19 protein-coding genes and 1 pseudogene are annotated in these 15,339 nt (G+C 64.6%); 2 read left to right on the forward strand and 18 right to left on the reverse strand.

The window, feature by feature from the left end:
• Positions 1-6 precede the first annotated feature (6 nt).
• The 7 genes from BN3266_RS11320 to BN3266_RS11350 all read right to left on the reverse strand — a co-directional run bounded on the left by BN3266_RS11320 (position 7) and on the right by BN3266_RS11350 (position 6,145).
• On the reverse strand, positions 7-393 hold the full coding sequence (locus tag BN3266_RS11320) for an acyl-CoA carboxylase biotin carboxyl carrier protein subunit (RefSeq protein WP_059005215.1): 387 nt from the start codon (positions 391-393) through the stop codon (positions 7-9).
• Between the two features lie 23 nt (positions 394-416).
• Positions 417-1,856: an acyl-CoA carboxylase subunit beta gene (locus tag BN3266_RS11325; RefSeq protein ID WP_075109744.1), complete on the reverse strand. Its 1,440-nt coding sequence runs from the start codon at positions 1,854-1,856 to the stop codon at positions 417-419.
• Positions 1,857-1,951: 95 nt separating this feature from the next.
• Complete coding sequence (locus BN3266_RS11330; protein ID WP_059005217.1) at positions 1,952-2,263, reverse strand: hypothetical protein; 312 nt, start codon at positions 2,261-2,263, stop codon at positions 1,952-1,954.
• Positions 2,260-3,012 carry a pseudouridine synthase gene (locus BN3266_RS11335; protein ID WP_044993318.1) on the reverse strand — a complete coding sequence of 251 codons (753 nt, stop codon included), beginning with the start codon at positions 3,010-3,012 and terminating at the stop codon, positions 2,260-2,262. The genes BN3266_RS11330 and BN3266_RS11335 overlap by 4 nt, the downstream gene beginning before the upstream one ends.
• A gap of 196 nt (positions 3,013-3,208) precedes the next feature.
• Positions 3,209-3,601 (reverse strand): TM2 domain-containing protein, encoded by a 393-nt coding sequence (locus tag BN3266_RS13630; RefSeq protein ID WP_242861769.1) that lies wholly within the window; start codon positions 3,599-3,601, stop codon positions 3,209-3,211.
• An 803-nt stretch (positions 3,602-4,404) separates the two neighbouring features.
• On the reverse strand, positions 4,405-4,803 hold the full coding sequence (locus BN3266_RS11345) for a TM2 domain-containing protein (protein ID WP_059005218.1): 399 nt from the start codon (positions 4,801-4,803) through the stop codon (positions 4,405-4,407).
• Between the two features lie 115 nt (positions 4,804-4,918).
• On the reverse strand, positions 4,919-6,145 hold the full coding sequence (locus tag BN3266_RS11350) for a D-alanyl-D-alanine carboxypeptidase family protein (RefSeq protein WP_154669073.1): 1,227 nt from the start codon (positions 6,143-6,145) through the stop codon (positions 4,919-4,921).
• Between the two features lie 170 nt (positions 6,146-6,315).
• Between BN3266_RS11350 and BN3266_RS11355 the strand changes: the two genes are divergently transcribed.
• Complete coding sequence (locus tag BN3266_RS11355) at positions 6,316-6,564, forward strand: hypothetical protein (protein WP_021660942.1); 249 nt, start codon at positions 6,316-6,318, stop codon at positions 6,562-6,564.
• A gap of 77 nt (positions 6,565-6,641) precedes the next feature.
• Here BN3266_RS11355 and ytfJ read toward each other — a convergent pair whose 3' ends face one another.
• The 5 genes from ytfJ to BN3266_RS11380 all read right to left on the reverse strand — a co-directional run bounded on the left by ytfJ (position 6,642) and on the right by BN3266_RS11380 (position 9,870).
• Positions 6,642-7,106: a GerW family sporulation protein gene (ytfJ, locus tag BN3266_RS11360; protein WP_021660941.1), complete on the reverse strand. Its 465-nt coding sequence runs from the start codon at positions 7,104-7,106 to the stop codon at positions 6,642-6,644.
• A complete protein-coding gene (locus BN3266_RS11365) occupies positions 7,103-7,759 on the reverse strand; it encodes a DUF2953 domain-containing protein (protein WP_021660940.1) in 657 nt (218 codons plus the stop codon). Before BN3266_RS11365 ends, ytfJ begins: the two co-directional genes overlap by 4 nt.
• Positions 7,760-7,859: 100 nt before the next feature.
• The gene (scpB, locus tag BN3266_RS11370) at positions 7,860-8,444 is read right to left on the reverse strand and encodes an SMC-Scp complex subunit ScpB (RefSeq protein WP_059005220.1); all 585 of its coding nucleotides are present in this window, start codon (positions 8,442-8,444) and stop codon (positions 7,860-7,862) included.
• A 15-nt stretch (positions 8,445-8,459) separates the two neighbouring features.
• Positions 8,460-9,167, reverse strand: coding sequence for a segregation and condensation protein A (locus BN3266_RS11375; protein ID WP_059005221.1), 708 nt, complete (start codon positions 9,165-9,167; stop codon positions 8,460-8,462).
• Positions 9,168-9,204: 37 nt separating this feature from the next.
• The gene (locus tag BN3266_RS11380; protein ID WP_059005222.1) at positions 9,205-9,870 is read right to left on the reverse strand and encodes a site-2 protease family protein; all 666 of its coding nucleotides are present in this window, start codon (positions 9,868-9,870) and stop codon (positions 9,205-9,207) included.
• 223 nt (positions 9,871-10,093) lie between these two features.
• Between BN3266_RS11380 and rpmB the strand changes: the two genes are divergently transcribed.
• Complete coding sequence (gene rpmB, locus BN3266_RS13325) at positions 10,094-10,282, forward strand: 50S ribosomal protein L28 (RefSeq protein WP_021660935.1); 189 nt, start codon at positions 10,094-10,096, stop codon at positions 10,280-10,282.
• A 198-nt stretch (positions 10,283-10,480) separates the two neighbouring features.
• Here rpmB and BN3266_RS11385 read toward each other — a convergent pair whose 3' ends face one another.
• From BN3266_RS11385 to rpmF, 6 genes and pseudogenes are all read right to left on the reverse strand, one after another.
• Positions 10,481-11,491 carry an NAD(P)H-dependent glycerol-3-phosphate dehydrogenase gene (locus BN3266_RS11385; RefSeq protein ID WP_059005223.1) on the reverse strand — a complete coding sequence of 337 codons (1,011 nt, stop codon included), beginning with the start codon at positions 11,489-11,491 and terminating at the stop codon, positions 10,481-10,483.
• Between the two features lie 58 nt (positions 11,492-11,549).
• Positions 11,550-12,206, reverse strand: a complete 657-nt coding sequence (gene plsY / locus BN3266_RS11390) for a glycerol-3-phosphate 1-O-acyltransferase PlsY (protein WP_075109745.1) — start codon at positions 12,204-12,206, stop codon at positions 11,550-11,552.
• 176 nt (positions 12,207-12,382) lie between these two features.
• Positions 12,383-13,702 (reverse strand): ribosome biogenesis GTPase Der, encoded by a 1,320-nt coding sequence (gene der / locus BN3266_RS11395; protein WP_021660932.1) that lies wholly within the window; start codon positions 13,700-13,702, stop codon positions 12,383-12,385.
• Positions 13,699-14,868: a DUF512 domain-containing protein gene (locus BN3266_RS11400; protein ID WP_278275385.1), complete on the reverse strand. Its 1,170-nt coding sequence runs from the start codon at positions 14,866-14,868 to the stop codon at positions 13,699-13,701. The genes der and BN3266_RS11400 overlap by 4 nt, the downstream gene beginning before the upstream one ends.
• Positions 14,866-15,021: pseudogene (locus tag BN3266_RS14460) on the reverse strand (PDZ domain-containing protein); the annotation flags it as partial. The pseudogene BN3266_RS14460 and the gene BN3266_RS11400, both read right to left, overlap by 3 nt.
• A 120-nt stretch (positions 15,022-15,141) precedes the next feature.
• Positions 15,142-15,324, reverse strand: coding sequence for a 50S ribosomal protein L32 (rpmF, locus tag BN3266_RS11405; RefSeq protein WP_021660930.1), 183 nt, complete (start codon positions 15,322-15,324; stop codon positions 15,142-15,144).
• Between the last annotated feature and the right edge of the window lie 15 nt (positions 15,325-15,339).

Genomic DNA, 15,339 nt, shown 5'->3' on the forward strand with positions numbered 1-15,339 from the left:
TATGCTTTACTGGAGGGTCATAATCAAATCGTTGGAGTTGACCGAGTCGCCCTTCTGCACGTTGATGGAGGCGACGGTGCCGTCCTGCGGGCACATGATCTCGTTCTCCATCTTCATGGCTTCCAGGATGGCCAGCACGTCGCCCTTCTTGACGGCGTCGCCGGCGGCGACCTTGATGTCGAGGATGTGTCTCTTATACACATCTAGATGTGTATAAGGGACAGGGATGAGGATGCCGATGTTTCGTAGGGGGAGGTTGCTCGTATACACATCTAGAGGTGTATAAGGGGCCGGAGCGGGAGCGGGGGCAGCCACGGGGGCGGCGCCGGCGGCCAGCTCTTCCACAGCCACGTCGTAAGCGGTGCCGTTGACAGTTATGTTAAATCTTTTCATGGTGATACTCCTCCTCTATGTTGTTACAGCGGCATGTTGCCATGTTTTTTGGGCAGTTTGGCGACCCGCTTGCCCGCCAGCATCTCGGCGGCGCGGATCAGGGTGGCGCGGGTCTCGGCCGGGTCGATCACGCAGTCCACGTGACCCTTTGCCGCCGCCTCAAAGGCGGAGGCGGTGGTGTCGATGTAGGCCTGCACTCTGGCGGCCCGCTCGGCCACCGGGTCGGCGGCCGCCTTGATCTCCTCGCCGCAGAGGATGTTCACCGCGGCCTCGGGGGCCAGGGTGGAGATGACGGCGGAGGGCCAGGCGACGGTCAGGTCGGCGGAGGCGTTTTTGCCGGCCAGGGCCACATAGGCGGCGCCGTAGGCCTCGCCGGTGATGACGGCGATCTTCGGGCAGGTGGCCTCGGCGTAGACGTGGGCCAGGCGGGCCGCGTCGCGGATGCCGCCGGCCAGCTCGTCGGAGGAGCTCTCTTTAAAGCCCTTGCAGTTGAGCAGGGTGATGACCGGGATGGCGAAGCTGTCGCAGATGGAGACAAAGCGGGCGATGCGGGCGCTGGCGCCCTTGCACAGCCGCTGGTCGCCGCCCACGGTGGCCACCACGCCCACGGCCTGTCCGGCCAGGGTGGCCAGGGCGGTCACGGCGTTGGGGGCGTTCTCCAAGAAGGTGACGTTCCCCTCGTCAAAGATGCTCTCGATGACCTCTTTGGCGTCGTAGGAGGACAGGTCCTCGCAGGCGGCCCGCAGCTTCTCGGCGGCAGCGGGCTCGTCGTACTCGCAGTAGGGGGCCTCGGAGAGGTTGTTGAGGGGCAGCATGGAGACGATCTTCTTGGCCTCCTCGACGGCGGCCATGTCGTCCTCGGCCACCAGCTGCACCACCCCGCTGCGCACGGCGGCCTCGGCCTTGCCGGCGCCCTCGACCTTGTCGCCGGCGGCGCTGGAGACAAAGGGAGCAGTCAGGAAAAACTCGGCGTCTTTGGCCATGATGACCAGGTCGGCGTTGGCGGCCATCAGGGCAGAAGTGCCGGCGCAGACCCCGGCGATGACCGCGATCTGGGGGACCACACCCGAGAGGGCGGCCGAGCGCTGCAGCATCTCCCCGTAGGCGGCGAGCACCTCGCTGTTCTCGGCGATGCAGGCGCCCTTGGAGTCGTAGATGCCCACCACGGGCACCCCCACCTTGGCGGCCATCTCGTACACCTTGGCGATCTTGGCGCCGGTGGCGGCCGAGACGGCGCCGCCCGCGACCGAGCTGTCCTGCGAGAAGGCGAAGACCGAGCCGCCGTTTACCATGCCGTACCCGGTGACCACGCCCGCGCTCTCACAGCCCGCCTTGGCAAAGGCGTCCAGCTCGACAAAGCTGCCCTCGTCAAAGAGCCGGTCCAGCCGCGCATAGGCCACCGACTCCCTGTCCAATTTGCCGCTTTGCTCTGAGAGAATTTCCAGTCTGCTTTTTGGACTCATCGTTGTTCCTCCATTTCTTTTATATCAAGTAGCAGTGAATAGCAAAATCAAATACAGTATACAGCATTGCCGAAAAAATAACAAGGTGCCACCCGTCAGTTTTTACAGTTTTTGCAGGTCTCGAAGAAGGCGGCGATGCCCCCGGTCTCCCCCACCCGGCAGACGGTGTAGCCCAGGGCGGCAAAGGCGGCGGCCGCCGCCTCGTCGGCGGGGCCGTAGTCCAGGTAGCCCCGGCGCTCGAAGTAGTCCAGACAGGCGCGAAAGACCCCGTCGGCCACCGGCAGTTCGGCATAGGCGGGGGCCCCCAGCAAGACGGTGTTCCCCCGCAGGAAAAAATCGCAGGAGGCGAGCGTCCGCCCCCCTTCGGCGGCGGCAAAGCGCTCCCCCGTCCGCTGGATGCGGATCACTTTTTCTCCCCCGGGCCGCTCAGGCCGGCCGCCCCCCGCAGGGCCGCCACCTCCTGTTTGGTGAGGGGGCGGTAGGTGCCGGGCTTGAGCATCCCCAGCTTGAGGGGGCCGAAGGCGGTGCGCTTGAGGCGGGCGACCTCCAGCCCCACCTCCTCGCACATCTTGCGGATCTGGCGGTTGCGCCCCTCGCGGATGACGAACTCCAGCACACAGCGGCCGGGCTGCTTGTCCAGCACCCGGATGGTGGCGGGGGCGGTCTTGCGCCCGTCGATGTAGACGCCGTCGCTCATGGCGACGATCTGCTCGTCGGACGCGTCGGGGCGGACGGTGACCCGGTAGGTCTTGGAGACCTTTTTGCTGGGGTGCATCATCAGGTTGGCGAAGGCGCCGTCGCTGGTGAAGAGCAGCAGCCCCTCGGAATTTTTGTCCAGCCGGCCGATGGGGTAGACCCGCTCCCCCACCCCGGCCATCAAATCGGCCACGCAGCGGCGGCCCTGCTCGTCCTGCAGGGTGGTGACATAGCCCCGGGGCTTGTGCAGCATCAGGTACTGGTACTCGGCTTTGGGGGCGCCGTTCACCCGCTCCCCATCCAGGGTGACCAGGTCTTTGCGGGGGTCGATCTTGTCCCCCAGGCGGGCGGGGTGGCCGTTGACCTTCACCCGGCCGCGCTGAATGTACTCCTCGGCCTTGCGCCGGGAGCAGACGCCCCACTGGGACATGGCTTTTTGCAGTCGTGTATCTCTAGGCATAATATCCTCCTTTGGCCATACATTTGTATTTTACCATGTTTTTGGCCGCAGCACCACGCCCTTTTGTAAAATGTCTGCGCCCAGATCCCCCCTTTGCGCTGTCTCCCCCCTTTGCGCTGTCTCCCCCCTTTGCCGGGACAAAAAAGAGCGGGCGCCGGGGACCTGCCGTCCCGAGCGCCCGCTCCCCTTTGGCCCCCTACACCCGGATGGGAAGGCCGTACCGGTCCCGAAAGCTGCCGGCGAAAAGGCTGACCCCGTCGATGACCCAGCCGATGCCGCACAGGCCGAAGGTGAACAGGTAGAGGATCCCCATCCCCACCTTGCCGGCGTAAAACTGGTGCGCCCCCAGGTAGCCCAGCAGCAGCCAGAGAAGGATGGCCACCCACCTGCTCTTGGGGCTTGCCGCCTGCACCGGCTGCTGCACCGGCACGCGGGGCTGCGGGATCGAAAACACCGGCCTGGGCGGTGGTGCCCCCCAGCCAGGCGCCACCGGCGGGGGCGCGACCGGCTCCCGCGGGGGCAGCACCGTGCCGCAAAATTTGCAGACCCCGTCCAGCCCGATCTCCGCGCCGCAGTTGTCACACTTCACACACATCTCCCCCTCTGTCCTTTTTCAGGGTCTATGATAGCACAAAACGCCCGGTTTTGCACCCCGCGGGCCCATTTCACCCACAGCCAAAACCGCCGGCAAAACAGGTGGGCGACATCGGCCTCAAAAGGGAGTCGCACCGGCGCACGGCTCAAGAGACGGTTGCACCGGGCGCACGGCTCAGGGGATGATTGCGCCAGACGCGCGGCCCAAGGGATGATTGCGCCAGACGCGCGGCCCAGGGGACGTCTCTTATACACATCCAGACGTCTATAAGAGGCAGGTCAACGGCACTCCACGAGACCCCTTGCCTCCCCCACAAAGGCCGGGCGCGTGGGTGTCGTGGAGCCCGCGTCGCCGGCCGCCCATGTTGTTCTGTGATGGCTCCGGCAGCCGCCTAGATATACACTCGTGCCCTACACGCCGCTCGTCCGAGCTTACTCCGGTCTCTAATACACATCTAGGTGTGTATAAGGGGCCCGGGGAATGGTTGCGCCGGACGCGCGGCCGCCGGCAAACTGGCAATCGAGAATGCCGGTCCGCACCGCCTCTATTCAGAGATCGTCTTTCTCTTTGCGCATTCCTCTCCATTCAGGAGGCCTTCCGCCAGCGCCGTTTGCCCCCGGTAGAAGCAGGGGGTCGGCCGCTCAAGCGCCAGAGGGGGGAGGGCGAAAAACGCCCTCCCCCCTTTTTGGGCAGAGAAGTGCCGACAGCCGCCGGCAAACGCCCCTTTGAATGCTCCCCCAGCCGCCGCCTGGGAGGGGGGACCCTCTCCCGGCAGGGGCGTCCCCCCTGCCGCCCCCTCAATTTTTGATGGGATAGCCGTGTTGATCTTTAAAGGTGCCGGCGAAAAGGCTGATGCCGTCCACCAGCCAGCCGATGCTGAAAAGCCCGGCGGTGAAGAAATAGATCAGCCCCATCTTCATCTTGCCGGCGTAGAACTGGTGCCCCCCAAAGAGGCCAAAAATCAGCCAGATGACGATGGCCACCACCTTGCTTTTGTCGCTCACCTGCTGCGCCACCGGCTGATAGACCGGCTGCACCACTGGAGCGACCACTGGCGGGACCACTTCCGCCCCCGGCGCCGTCCCGTAGTAGTTGATGGTCACGTTCTGCACCGTTTCCTTCTGCGGCGCGGTATGGCCGCAGAACTTGCAGACGGTGGCCTCGCCCATCTCTGCGCCGCAATTCTCGCACTTCATCTTCCGTCTCCTCCTCTACACCGTTTTCTTTCGACATATTTTAGCATAAAACAACAATTTATACAAGATGCTGGCAGTGTATTTTAGAACGGAAAATGGCGGAAAATAAAATATTTCACCGGTCCTTTTTTTGAAAGAGGCCCAGCAGCCACTGCCAAAAGCCCTTTTTGGGGGTCTCCTTGGCCGCCACCCCCTGGGAGGCGACGATCTCCACCCGCGGGGCCTCCCCCTCCCCCGCGGTGTAGAGGATCTCCCCCACCACCTGGCCCTCCGCCACCGGGGCGTAGAGGAAGGGGGGCAGGTTGACCGTCTTTTTCAGGGCGCTGCCGTCTTTCAGGAGGAGCTCTTCCAGGTCGCTCTCCACCCGCACCGACACCGTCTCCGCCGTCCCCCCGACCACGTCCAGGGTGGCCACGTAGGTGGGGTCGGTGGGCTGCCGGTCGCCGGTGCCGAAGCCGTAATCCATCAAGTCCTTGTGCACCCGCCAGTCGTCGTAGCAGTGCAGGGTGACGCAGATGAGGGTCGCCCCGTCCCGGGTGGCGGCCGAGACCAGGCAGCGGCCGGCCTTTTTGGTAAAGCCGGTCTTCATCCCCACCGCCCCCTCCATCTCCCGCAGGAGGCGGTTGGAGTTGCGCAGGTGCCAGCGGGTGCCGCTGACGGCGATGGCCGCCTCCGAGCTCCCGCAGATGGCGGCAAAGTCGGGGTTTTGCAGGGCCGCCCGCGCCAGGATGGCCATGTCGTAGGCGCTGGAGTAGTGCGCGTCGTCCGGCAGCCCCGAGGGGTTTGCAAAGTGGGTATCCGCCATCCCCAACTGGGCCGCCTTCTCGTTCATCCGCTCCACAAACTGGTCCCCCGCCACCACCGAGGCCACGCAGGCCGCCGCGTCGTTGCCCGATTTGAGGAGCATCCCGGTCATCAGGTCCCGCAGGGTCAGCTGGTCCCCCGCCTTGAGACCCAGCATGCTCCCCTCGGTGTTCACGTCCTCAGCCGAGACGGTGTAGAGCTGGTCCAGCGGCCTGCTTTCGGCCGCCAGCAGCCCGGTCATGATTTTGGTGGTGCTGGCCATGGGGAGCTGGGCGTGGATGTCTTTGCCCGCAAACACCTCGCCGGTGTCGGCGCTCATGAGGATGTAGGCGTCGGCCTCCACCTTGGGGAGGACCGGGTCCCCCGCCCCCTTTTCCCCTTCGGCCCCCCTCGCCTCCCCCCCAAAGGCGAAGAGGAGGAGCCCCGCCAACAGCAGGGCCACCCCCCGGCGGGCGGCCTGGCGGTCCCAAGCCCGCTCCCAGCTCGCCCCCCTCCGGGGCCGTCTGTCCGGTTTTGCCGCTGTCTCTCTTCTCTTCAAAAAAACCACCTGCCCATTCAAAAAATCCTATGCGGAGGGCCGCCCCGCCATGACTGCCCGGCCGCCATTTCAAATTTTTGTCGCCGGGCGCAACTCGGGGCCGATTTGCGGGAAGACTATCTCTGCACCCATGATCCGCTTTTTACTTTTGAAAGAGGGAGGAATCAACCGTGAACGATCCGCGCCAAAACCAGTGGCCGGTCGACCCGGAGGACGACGAGGCGCTCTATTTTGACATGCTGGGGGTGGCCTCCAGCACCGAGACCACCGGGCTGACCCCCACGCCCCCCATCACCGGGGCCGCGGTCCAGTCTTACAGCGAGCTCTCCGACGTCCCCCTGGCCAAAGACCGGATGCCCGAGTTGGAGGGGGAGGAAAAGTGCCCCCGCGATCCCCTCAACGGCGAGGGAGACCGCTAGCTCCAGCCGGGCGGCAAAAAAAGGGACAGGCCTAATGGCCTGTCCCTTTTTGCTCTCTTTTGCGGGTGCGCCGCCGCTCAAAACTCGGGGAAGCGCAGCTCCCCCTCCATGGGGGTGGGGTCAGGGGCGCCCTTTTCCGGCTGCGGCCCGCCCTTGCCGCCCTCTTTCTTGGCGGCAGCCTTGGAGACGATGCCCGAGACCCGGTCCACCACGCCGGGGACCATGTTCACCAGCCGGTCGGCGGTGGTGTCCGACTTCTTGGTGAACTCCAACAGCCGCACGTCGTCGCCGTTGACCACCAAAAAGCCCACCGGGGAGACCGAGAGGCCCGCCCCGCTGGCCCCGCCGAAGACCTGCTTGGGGGTCTTGGTGGGGAAGTCGCTCCCCCCCGAGGCAAAGCCGAGGGAGACCTTGGAGACCGGGATGATGACCCCGCTCTCCCCCACCGGGATGGGCTCGCCGATGATGGTGTTGCCGTCGATCATCTCTTTGATTTTGTTCATCGCCGTATCAATGAGGCCTTGAATGGGATGTTCGCTCATTTGTGTGCACCGCCTTTATCTTCCTTTGCGCCCGGCTTGTCCGGGGCCTTGACACCTCTATTTTGGAGCAATTTGACGGCGACTATTCCCGCCGTTATCAATAGTATAATCGGTAGCGCCCCGATTTGGAAGGACAAATCCAAAAAAAATTCCGGTTCGGAGAAGTTGGGCTCCACCTGCACCCGGTCAAACCGGCAGTCAAAGGTGTTGGCCACCAGCCCCAGGCAGGCGTGGACGATCCCCCCCACCTGGCCGTAGAGGACGGCCGTCTCGTGGGGCTCGTCGTCCCCCACCCGCAGCCGCAGGTCAAAGTGGCGCAGGTGGATGTGCCGGGTCAAAAAACGCAGCCCCGAAAGGGTGGAGCGGAGGATGTCCATCACCAGCCCAAGCTGCTGGGAGAGGGGGGTCTTCTTCCCGCCCTTCCCCTTCTTCTTGCCCTTTCCCTCGGCGGCCCGCACCTCGTCCGCCTCGGCCTGTTCGGCCTCCTCGGCATCCTTGAAGGGGTAGACGGGGAAGCGCAAAAAGAGGTAGCGGAGGGTGGCCCGCTGCTCCTCCAGGCCGATCTCCACCTGGATTTTTAGAGGGATGAGCAGCAAAACCGCCAACAGCAGGAGAAGGCCCAGGAGGATCCGCCCGATCCACACCCACACCATGGCACGTTCCCTCCTCTCCCCTTTTCCGCGGACGGCGGCCGCAACGGCCGGTCACCGCACCCCGCCCGGGTGATGTTCGCCCCCTTGCGGGGGCGGCGCGTCAGCCCTCGGCCGACTCCTCCGACTCCTCCGTTTCCTCCGTCCCTTCCGCCGACTCCTCGGCGGCCAGTTCGGCAAACCGCTCCACCTGGGGCAGGTCCTCCAGGGAGCGCAGGCCGAAACAGCGCAGAAAGTTGTCGGTGGTCTTGTAGGCCATGGGCCGGCCGGGCAGGTCCAGCCGCCCCTGTTCGGCCACCAGCCCCTTCTCCACCAGGTTGACCACGGTGGAGGAGCTGTCGATCCCCCGCACCTGTTCAATGAAGGAGCGGGTCACCGGCTGGTTGTAGGCGATGATGGCCAGCACCTCGAAGGCCGCCTGGGAGAGGGGGGTGTTGCGCTTGACGTCCAGGGCGCGCTTGACCTCCTCGGAATAGGCCTTCTTGGTGGCCAGCTGGTAGCCCTCCCCCAGTTGAAGGAGGGCCAGCCCGCTGCCGGGCCGCTCGCAGTCGTCCTGTATGAGTTTGCACACGTTTTTGACGGTGGAAACCTCGATCTCCAAAATTTCGGAGAGCTTTTTGGGGCTGAGGGGCTCGGCGTAGGCGAACAAGACCGCCTCCACCGCCCCCTTGGCGTGGTTGATGTCCATTGGGGTCTCCCCTCCCTATCTCTTCTTTCCCCTCAGGGTGATGGCGCCGCTCTCGTCGTCCAGGGCGATGCGGCCGCCCTTGATGAGTTCCAGCACCGCCAGAAAGGTGGCCACGTTCTCGGTCTTTTCGTACTGGCGCCCAAAGAGGGTCTGCAGCCGCAGCCCCGCCGACTTGGTCAGCCGCCGCAGCACAAAGACGATGCGGGAGGAGACCGAGACCACCCGCTTGGCCACGATCCCCGAAAAGCTGGACTTGGGGGGCGCCTGCTTGCGCAGGATCTTCCCCCGCAGGGCCACCAGGGCCGAGAGCAGCTCCTCGGGCTGGTGGCGGCGGGTGTAGAGCAGGTCTTTGGGGGCGGGCAGTTGGTTGCGCACAAAGTGGGCCAGGGGGTCGTACTGCTGCCGCAGCTCCCCGGCGATCTGCCGGCAGATCTGGTACTCGATGAGCTGGCCCTGCAGCTCGGCCTTGAGCTGCTCCCGCTCCTCCTCGTGGCGGGGGAGGAGGAGGACCGTCTTCATGTAGACCAGGCGGGAGGCCATCTCCAAAAAGTCGCCGGTGAGCTCCATGTCCAACTGCTCGGCCCGCTCCATATAGGCGGTGTACTGGTTGACCAGCTCGGCGATGTTGATGTCGTAGAGATCCAACTTGTGCTTGGAAATCAGGTGGAGGAGCAGCTCCAGCGGCCCCTCGAATTGCGGCAGGGTAAAGTTGACTTCGGCCACCTGCTGTCCCCCTCCTCTCTCAAAATGGTCGGTCGCGTCAGACGATGGCCCGGGCGATCAGGTCGATAAAGCCGGTGAGGAAGCCCAGCCCCTTGTAGATGAAGCCGGTGAGGAACTGGATGGGCCAGTCCAAAAAGCCCAGCAGCAACAGCATCAGCACCGCCAGGGAGATGTAGGTCTGGTACTCCTGCAGCTTGTAGGTGACGTGGGCGGGCACGAAAAAGGCCAGGATGCGAAACCCGTCGAAGGGGGGCACCGGCAGCAGGTTGATGACGGCGATGGAGATGTTGATCTGGGCGATGAGCCCCAGCATCTGGATGAGGAAGAGGTAGAAGGCCGAGCCCAGCAGGGCGGGCACCAGCAGGGCGACAAGGCTCATCACCTTTACCAGGGCGATGAGCACCAGGGCCAGCAGGACGTTGGCCATCGGCCCCGCCAGGGCGGTGAGGGCCAGCCCCTTTTTCTGGTTGCGGTAGAAGTAGGGGTTGATGGGGGTCTTGCCCCAGCCGATGCCGGTGAGCAGCATGCAGAGGCTGCCCAGGGGGTCCAGGTGGGCGATGGGGTTGAGGGTGAGGCGGCCCTGGTTCTTGGCCGTGGGGTCCCCCAGCTTATAGGAGACCAGGGCATGGCCGAACTCGTGCACCGGGATGACGGTGAAGAGGGCGATGACCCGGACGATGACCGTCACGAGAAGCTGTTGCATGAGGTGGGTGTTCCCCTTTCCGATCTTTCAAATTGCCGGGCACGCGGCCCCGTCCCGCGGGGGCGCACCCGGCCCGATGCTGTCTATTATATCGGTTTGCCGCCCAAAAAACAATAGCGGTCCCCGGCGTTTTTTGAAATTGGGGCTTGCTTTTGGATGCAGATTCTGTTAAAATACATTCGTTGACTTCTAGAATGTTCTTATTGTAGGGAGGTGCAGATAGATGGCAAAATGCGATATCTGTGGCAAAGGCGTGACCTTCGGCATCAAGGTCTCTCACTCGCACCGGCGTTCCAACAAAGCTTGGAAACCCAATGTCAAACGCGTGAAGGCGGTTGTCAACGGCACTCCTTGTCGCGTAAACGCCTGCACCCGTTGCTTGCGTTCCGGCAAAGTGACCCGCGCAATCTAACCTGGGCAGACGGCAAAGGCCAGACCGATTTCGGTTTGGCCTTTTTTGTCGTCTCGATCTCCCCTGCCGCCGCCTCCCGCCCCCCCTTTTTGCGGCCGGGGGGAGCGAGGGCAAGGGAAAAGGGGAAGATGAAAAAAAGAGGGCCGCTGCCGGCGTGTTTGCCGGCGGCGGCCCTCCCCCTTTTTTTGCGGGTATCCCCTACTCCCCGAACCAGACCTGCTCGCTCTCGTGCTTGCGGGGCCGGCTCATGAGGTTTTTGATCCCCTGGCGGCAGTCGAGGCCGTTATAGAGCACCTGGAACATCTGCTCGACGATCGGCATCTCCACCCCGGCCTGCAAGCTCAGCTCCCGGGCCACCAGGGTGGCGGTGTAGCCCTCGACGGTCATCCCGATCTGCTTGATGGCGTCGGTGGCCGCCATTCCCTGGCCGATGAGGAGGCCGCAGCGGCGGTTGCGCGAGTGCATGCTGGTGCAGGTGACGATCAGGTCCCCCACCCCGGTGAGGCCGGCGAAGGTCTCGCTGCGCCCGCCCATGGCCACCCCCAGCCGGGCGATCTCGGACAGGCCGCGGGTCATGAGGGCCGCCTTGGCGTTGTCCCCCAGCTTGAGGCCGTCGCTGATGCCGGCGGCCAGGGCGATGACGTTTTTCAGCGCCCCGCCCAGCTCGACCCCCACCACGTCGTCGTTGAGGTAGATACGCAGGTTGGGGTTCATCAGCACCGTCTGCACGTACTCGGCGTTGGCCCTGACCTTGCAGGCGGCGACGATGGTGGTGGGCACCCCGCGGGCCACCTCCTCCGCGTGGGAGGGGCCCGAGAGGGCCACCACCTGGTGACCGCCGATCTCGGACTCGATGACCTGGGTCAGCCGCAGCTGGGTGCCGTTTTCCAGCCCCTTGGCCACGTTGGCCAGCACCGCCCCCTCCGGCACGTGGGAGGCGACCTTTTGGGCGGTGGAGCGCACCGCCTGGCTGGGCACGGCGAAGAGGAGCAGTTGCGCCCCCTCGGCCACGGCGAGGTCGGTGCTCACCCCCACGTCGGGTTCCAGCACCACCCCGGGCAGCAGCTTTTTGTTCTCCCGCTCGTAGGTGAGCAGGTCCACCTCCTCCTGGAAGGGGGACCAGAGGGTCACCTCGTTGCCGTAGGAGCGGGCCATCACCGCCAGGGAGATGCCGAACCCGCCGGCGCCCAAAATCACGATCTTTGCCATCTGTACAACCGCCTTTCCCCGGGGCGAACGCGCCCCGCTGTATTGCAGGGGGCCTCCCCTATTTCTGCACCTTCTCTTTTTTCTTGCCGAAGCGGTTCTCCTCGCCCCGCAGCAGCCGCCCGATGTTGGAGCGGTGCATGAAGACGATGATGGCCGCAAAGATCACCGCGCAGATGGTGACGGTGACCGGGTCGCGCCCCAGGGCGCGGGAGACGAAGTAGGTGATGACCGGGTAGCACAGGGCCATGACGATGGAGCCCAGGGAGACGATCTTGCTGGTGAAGGTCACCGCCGCAAAGACCACCGCCGTCAGGGCCACCGAGATGGGGTCGATGAGGACCGCCGCCCCCGCCGAGGTGAGCACCCCCTTGCCCCCCTTGAAGTGGAAGTAGAGGGGGAAGATGTGCCCCAGCACCGCAAAGTAGCCCCCCAGATAGGCCCCGTAGATGGGGTCGAGCCCCAGGGCGTACTGAAAGACCAGCCGCCCGAGGAGCACCGAGATCGCCCCCTTGGAAAAGTCCCCCACCGCCACCAGGGCGGCCGCGCCCTTGCCGGCGGTGCGCAGCACGTTGGTCATCCCCGCGTTGCCGCTGCCGTACTTGCGCACGTCGTCCTTTAAAAAGACCCTGCCCACGATGACCGCCCAGGAGACGCTGCCCAGCAGGTAGGAAACCAGCGCCACCCCGGCCATCCAGAGAATCTGTGTCGCCGTCATCTCAAAACCCCTCTCAACTGTGTTTTTACAGCCCAAAAGAGCCCCGCCTTCCCCGCCGGGGCTCCCTCTTCTTTTTTTCCATTGTACCACAGAGATGGAAAAAATGCGGCCCTTTTTAGGGGGAAGGCCCATTCTTTTTTCCTTGCCTCTGCCCCGGAGTTCCCTCTCTCCCGGGGCTACTCCCCCCGCTGCCGCACCGACAGGCGGATGGGGGTGCCCTCCAGGTCGTACTGCTCGCGGATCTGGTTTTCCAGATAGCGCTGGTAGGAGAAGTGGAAGAGCTCCTTGTTGTTGACAAAGCAGACGAAGTGGGGCGGGTTGGTGGAGGCCTGGGTCATGTAGTAGATCTTCAGCCGCTTGCCCTTGTCGGTGGGGGGCTGCACCCGGGCGGTGGCGGCGGCGAGGATGTCGTTGAGCACCCCGGTGGTGATGCGCAGGGAGTTGTTCTGGTGGGCCTTGACCACCTTTTCAAAGAGCTGGCCCAGCCGCTGCCCGGTGAGGGCGGAGAGAAAAACCATGGGGGCGTAGGGCATGAAGGAGAAATCCTCCTGCAGCTGTTTGCGAAAGGCCTGCATGGTGTGGGTGTCCTTCTCCACCGCGTCCCACTTGTTGACGGCGATGACGCAGGCCTTGCCCTGCTCGTGGGCGTAGCCGGCCACCTTGGAGTCCTGCTCGGTAAAGCCCACGGTGGCGTCGATGACCATCACCGCCACGTCGGCCCGATCCACCGCCATGAAGGCCCGCAGCACCGAGTAGCGCTCCACCGAGTCGTCCACCTTGTTCTTGCGGCGGATGCCCGCCGTGTCGATGAAGACGAACTTGCCGTAGCGGTTTTCCACCCGGGAGTCCACCGCGTCCCGGGTGGTGCCGGCGATGTCGGAGACGATCATCCGGTCCTCCCCCAGGACCTTGTTGATGAGGGAGGACTTGCCCGCGTTGGGCTTGCCGATGACCGCCACCTTGATGGCGTCCTCGTCCTCGTCCTCCTCCGCCTGGCCGGGCAGCTCGTCCACCACCGCGTCCAGCAGGTCGCCGGTGCCGTGGCCGTGGACCGAGGAGACGGGCAGCGGCTCGCCGATGCCCAGGTTGTAAAACTCGTAGAACTCGGCCGGGAGGCCGCCCACGCTGTCGCACTTGTTGACGCAGAGGACCACCGGCCGCCGGGATTTGTGGAGCATGGCCGCCACCTCCATGTCGGTGGCGGTGACCCCGTCGGGCAGGGAGACCACGAAGATGATCACGTCGGCGCTGTCGATGGCCAGTTGGGCCTGCCGGCGGATGTGCGAGAGGATGACATCGTCGGAGTGGGGCTCGATGCCGCCGGTGTCCACCAGCAGGAAGGTGCGCCCGCCCCAGTTGCAGTCGTAAAAGATGCGGTCCCGGGTCACACCGGGGGTGTCCTCCACAATGGCCAGACGCTGGCCGATCAATTTGTTAAACAGGGTGGATTTGCCCACATTGGGCCGCCCCACCACCGCCACTACCGGTTTGCTCATTGCGCATTCCCTCCCAACACGGCCTGTATGAAGCCGTATCCGTCGTTTTCCACCAGGGTCAGTTTGGCGCCCAGGCGCGCTTCCAGCGCCTCTCTGGGCACGTCGTCCAAAAATTTGTCCTGCTCGTGGCGGAGCATGCAGGTGGGCACCAGCACCCGGTCGGAGAGGAGCTTGCCCCCCGCCTGCCGCTCGATGTCGGTGGCGGTGACCAGCCCGGCCACCGTCACGTTGCCGCCGAAATACTCGTTTTCGATCACGTGCACCCGCGCCTGCAGCCCGGGCACCCGCTGGGCCAGCGCATCCACCATCCCGCGGATGTAGTCGGCCGCGCAGACCCCGGTGATCAGGTCGCAGGGGGATGTCTGCACCGGGGCTTCCAGCCGGGCCAGCTCGCTCTCAAACTCCTCCAGCAGCAGGGCGGTCATCCCCACCCCGTTTTGCAGCTGCTCGAAGTCGCCGTAGTAGCCGCTGTCGGGGAGCGGCCGTCCGGCGAGGATGAAGAACTCGTCCCCCGGGTAGATGAGCCGGGTGCCGTGCTCCTTCAAAAAGGCGTCGGTGAAGCGGTGGATCTGGTCCAGCACCGCCCCCGCCCCCGCCGGGGTGAAGGGGGTCAGCTGGCAGAGCCCTTGGCGGTATTTGGTCAGCCCCACCGGCACCACCGACACGCTGGACACGCTGGGCCAGAGGGCCCCCAGGTCGGCCATGGTCCGCTCCAGCTCCGCCCCGTCGTTGTAGCCGGGGCAGAGGACGATCTGGCAGTTGAGGCGGATGCCCGCTTGCGCCAGTTGGCGCAGGTAGTCGAGCTTCTCCCCCGCAAAGCGGTTGCCCATCATCTCCCGGCGCAGGTCGGGGTTGGTGGTGTGCACCGAGACGTTCACCGGGCTGATGTGCATCCGCTTGATGCGGTCGATCTCCCGCTGGTGGAGGTTAGTCAGGGTGACGTAGTTGCCGAAGAGGAAGGAGAGCCGCTCGTCGTCGTCCTTGAAATAGAGGGTCTCCCGCATCCCCGGGGGCATCTGGTCCACAAAGCAGAAGATGCAGTTGTTGGTGCAGGAGTGCTGCTTGTCCATCAAGTAGGTCTCGAATTCCAGGCCCAGGTCCTCGTACTCGTCCTTTTCGACGATGACGCCCTGCAGCTCTCCCCCGCTCTCAAACTCCAGCTCCACCTCGGTCTCGCTGGAGTAGAACTGGTAGTCCAGCACGTCCCCGATCTCGTTGCCGTTCACCTTCAGCAGACGGTCGCCCGCCTGAAACCCCGCCTCCTCGGCCGGGGAGCCGGGGATGACCCGGGTCACAGTCACTGCCATCTCTGCCTCTTCACGCCCTTCCCTAAGCGGGCCGCCAACGCGCGCGGCCCCTCTCTATCAGAATGCCCCGCCGGACGGGGCCAATCCACGAAAAAAAGAGAGGGACCACCCTCTCTTTATCTCTGAGGAAGCTTACGCTTCCTTTTTGATGATCTCTTTGCCTTTGTAGAAGCCGCAGTTGCCGCACACTCTGTGAGGGGCTTTCAGCTCGCCGCATTGCGGGCATTTGGAAAACGCGGGCATCTCCAATTTCCACACGTTGGAGCGGCGTTTGTCCCTTCTGGCTTTGGACAACTTTCTCTTTGGTACTGCCAAGTTCAGCACCTCCTT

This window comes from Bittarella massiliensis (ex Durand et al. 2017), assembly GCF_001486165.1.
Lineage (GTDB): Bacteria > Bacillota > Clostridia > Oscillospirales > Ruminococcaceae > Bittarella > Bittarella massiliensis.

Excerpts from the sequence above, each read along its gene's own strand:
- BN3266_RS11320 (WP_059005215.1), bottom strand. The coding sequence starts at position 393 with ATGAAAAGATTTAACATAACTGTCAACGGCACCGCTTACGACGTGGCT.
- BN3266_RS11325 (WP_075109744.1), bottom strand. The coding sequence starts at position 1,856 with ATGAGTCCAAAAAGCAGACTGGAAATTCTCTCAGAGCAAAGCGGCAAA.
- BN3266_RS11335 (WP_044993318.1), bottom strand. The coding sequence starts at position 3,012 with ATGCCTAGAGATACACGACTGCAAAAAGCCATGTCCCAGTGGGGCGTC.
- BN3266_RS11345 (WP_059005218.1), bottom strand. The coding sequence starts at position 4,803 with ATGAAGTGCGAGAATTGCGGCGCAGAGATGGGCGAGGCCACCGTCTGC.
- ytfJ (WP_021660941.1), bottom strand. The coding sequence starts at position 7,106 with ATGAGCGAACATCCCATTCAAGGCCTCATTGATACGGCGATGAACAAA.
- BN3266_RS11365 (WP_021660940.1), bottom strand. The coding sequence starts at position 7,759 with ATGGTGTGGGTGTGGATCGGGCGGATCCTCCTGGGCCTTCTCCTGCTG.
- scpB (WP_059005220.1), bottom strand. The coding sequence starts at position 8,444 with ATGGACATCAACCACGCCAAGGGGGCGGTGGAGGCGGTCTTGTTCGCC.
- BN3266_RS11380 (WP_059005222.1), bottom strand. The coding sequence starts at position 9,870 with ATGCAACAGCTTCTCGTGACGGTCATCGTCCGGGTCATCGCCCTCTTC.
- rpmB (WP_021660935.1), top strand. The coding sequence starts at position 10,094 with ATGGCAAAATGCGATATCTGTGGCAAAGGCGTGACCTTCGGCATCAAG.
- BN3266_RS11385 (WP_059005223.1), bottom strand. The coding sequence starts at position 11,491 with ATGGCAAAGATCGTGATTTTGGGCGCCGGCGGGTTCGGCATCTCCCTG.
- plsY (WP_075109745.1), bottom strand. The coding sequence starts at position 12,206 with ATGACGGCGACACAGATTCTCTGGATGGCCGGGGTGGCGCTGGTTTCC.
- der (WP_021660932.1), bottom strand. The coding sequence starts at position 13,702 with ATGAGCAAACCGGTAGTGGCGGTGGTGGGGCGGCCCAATGTGGGCAAA.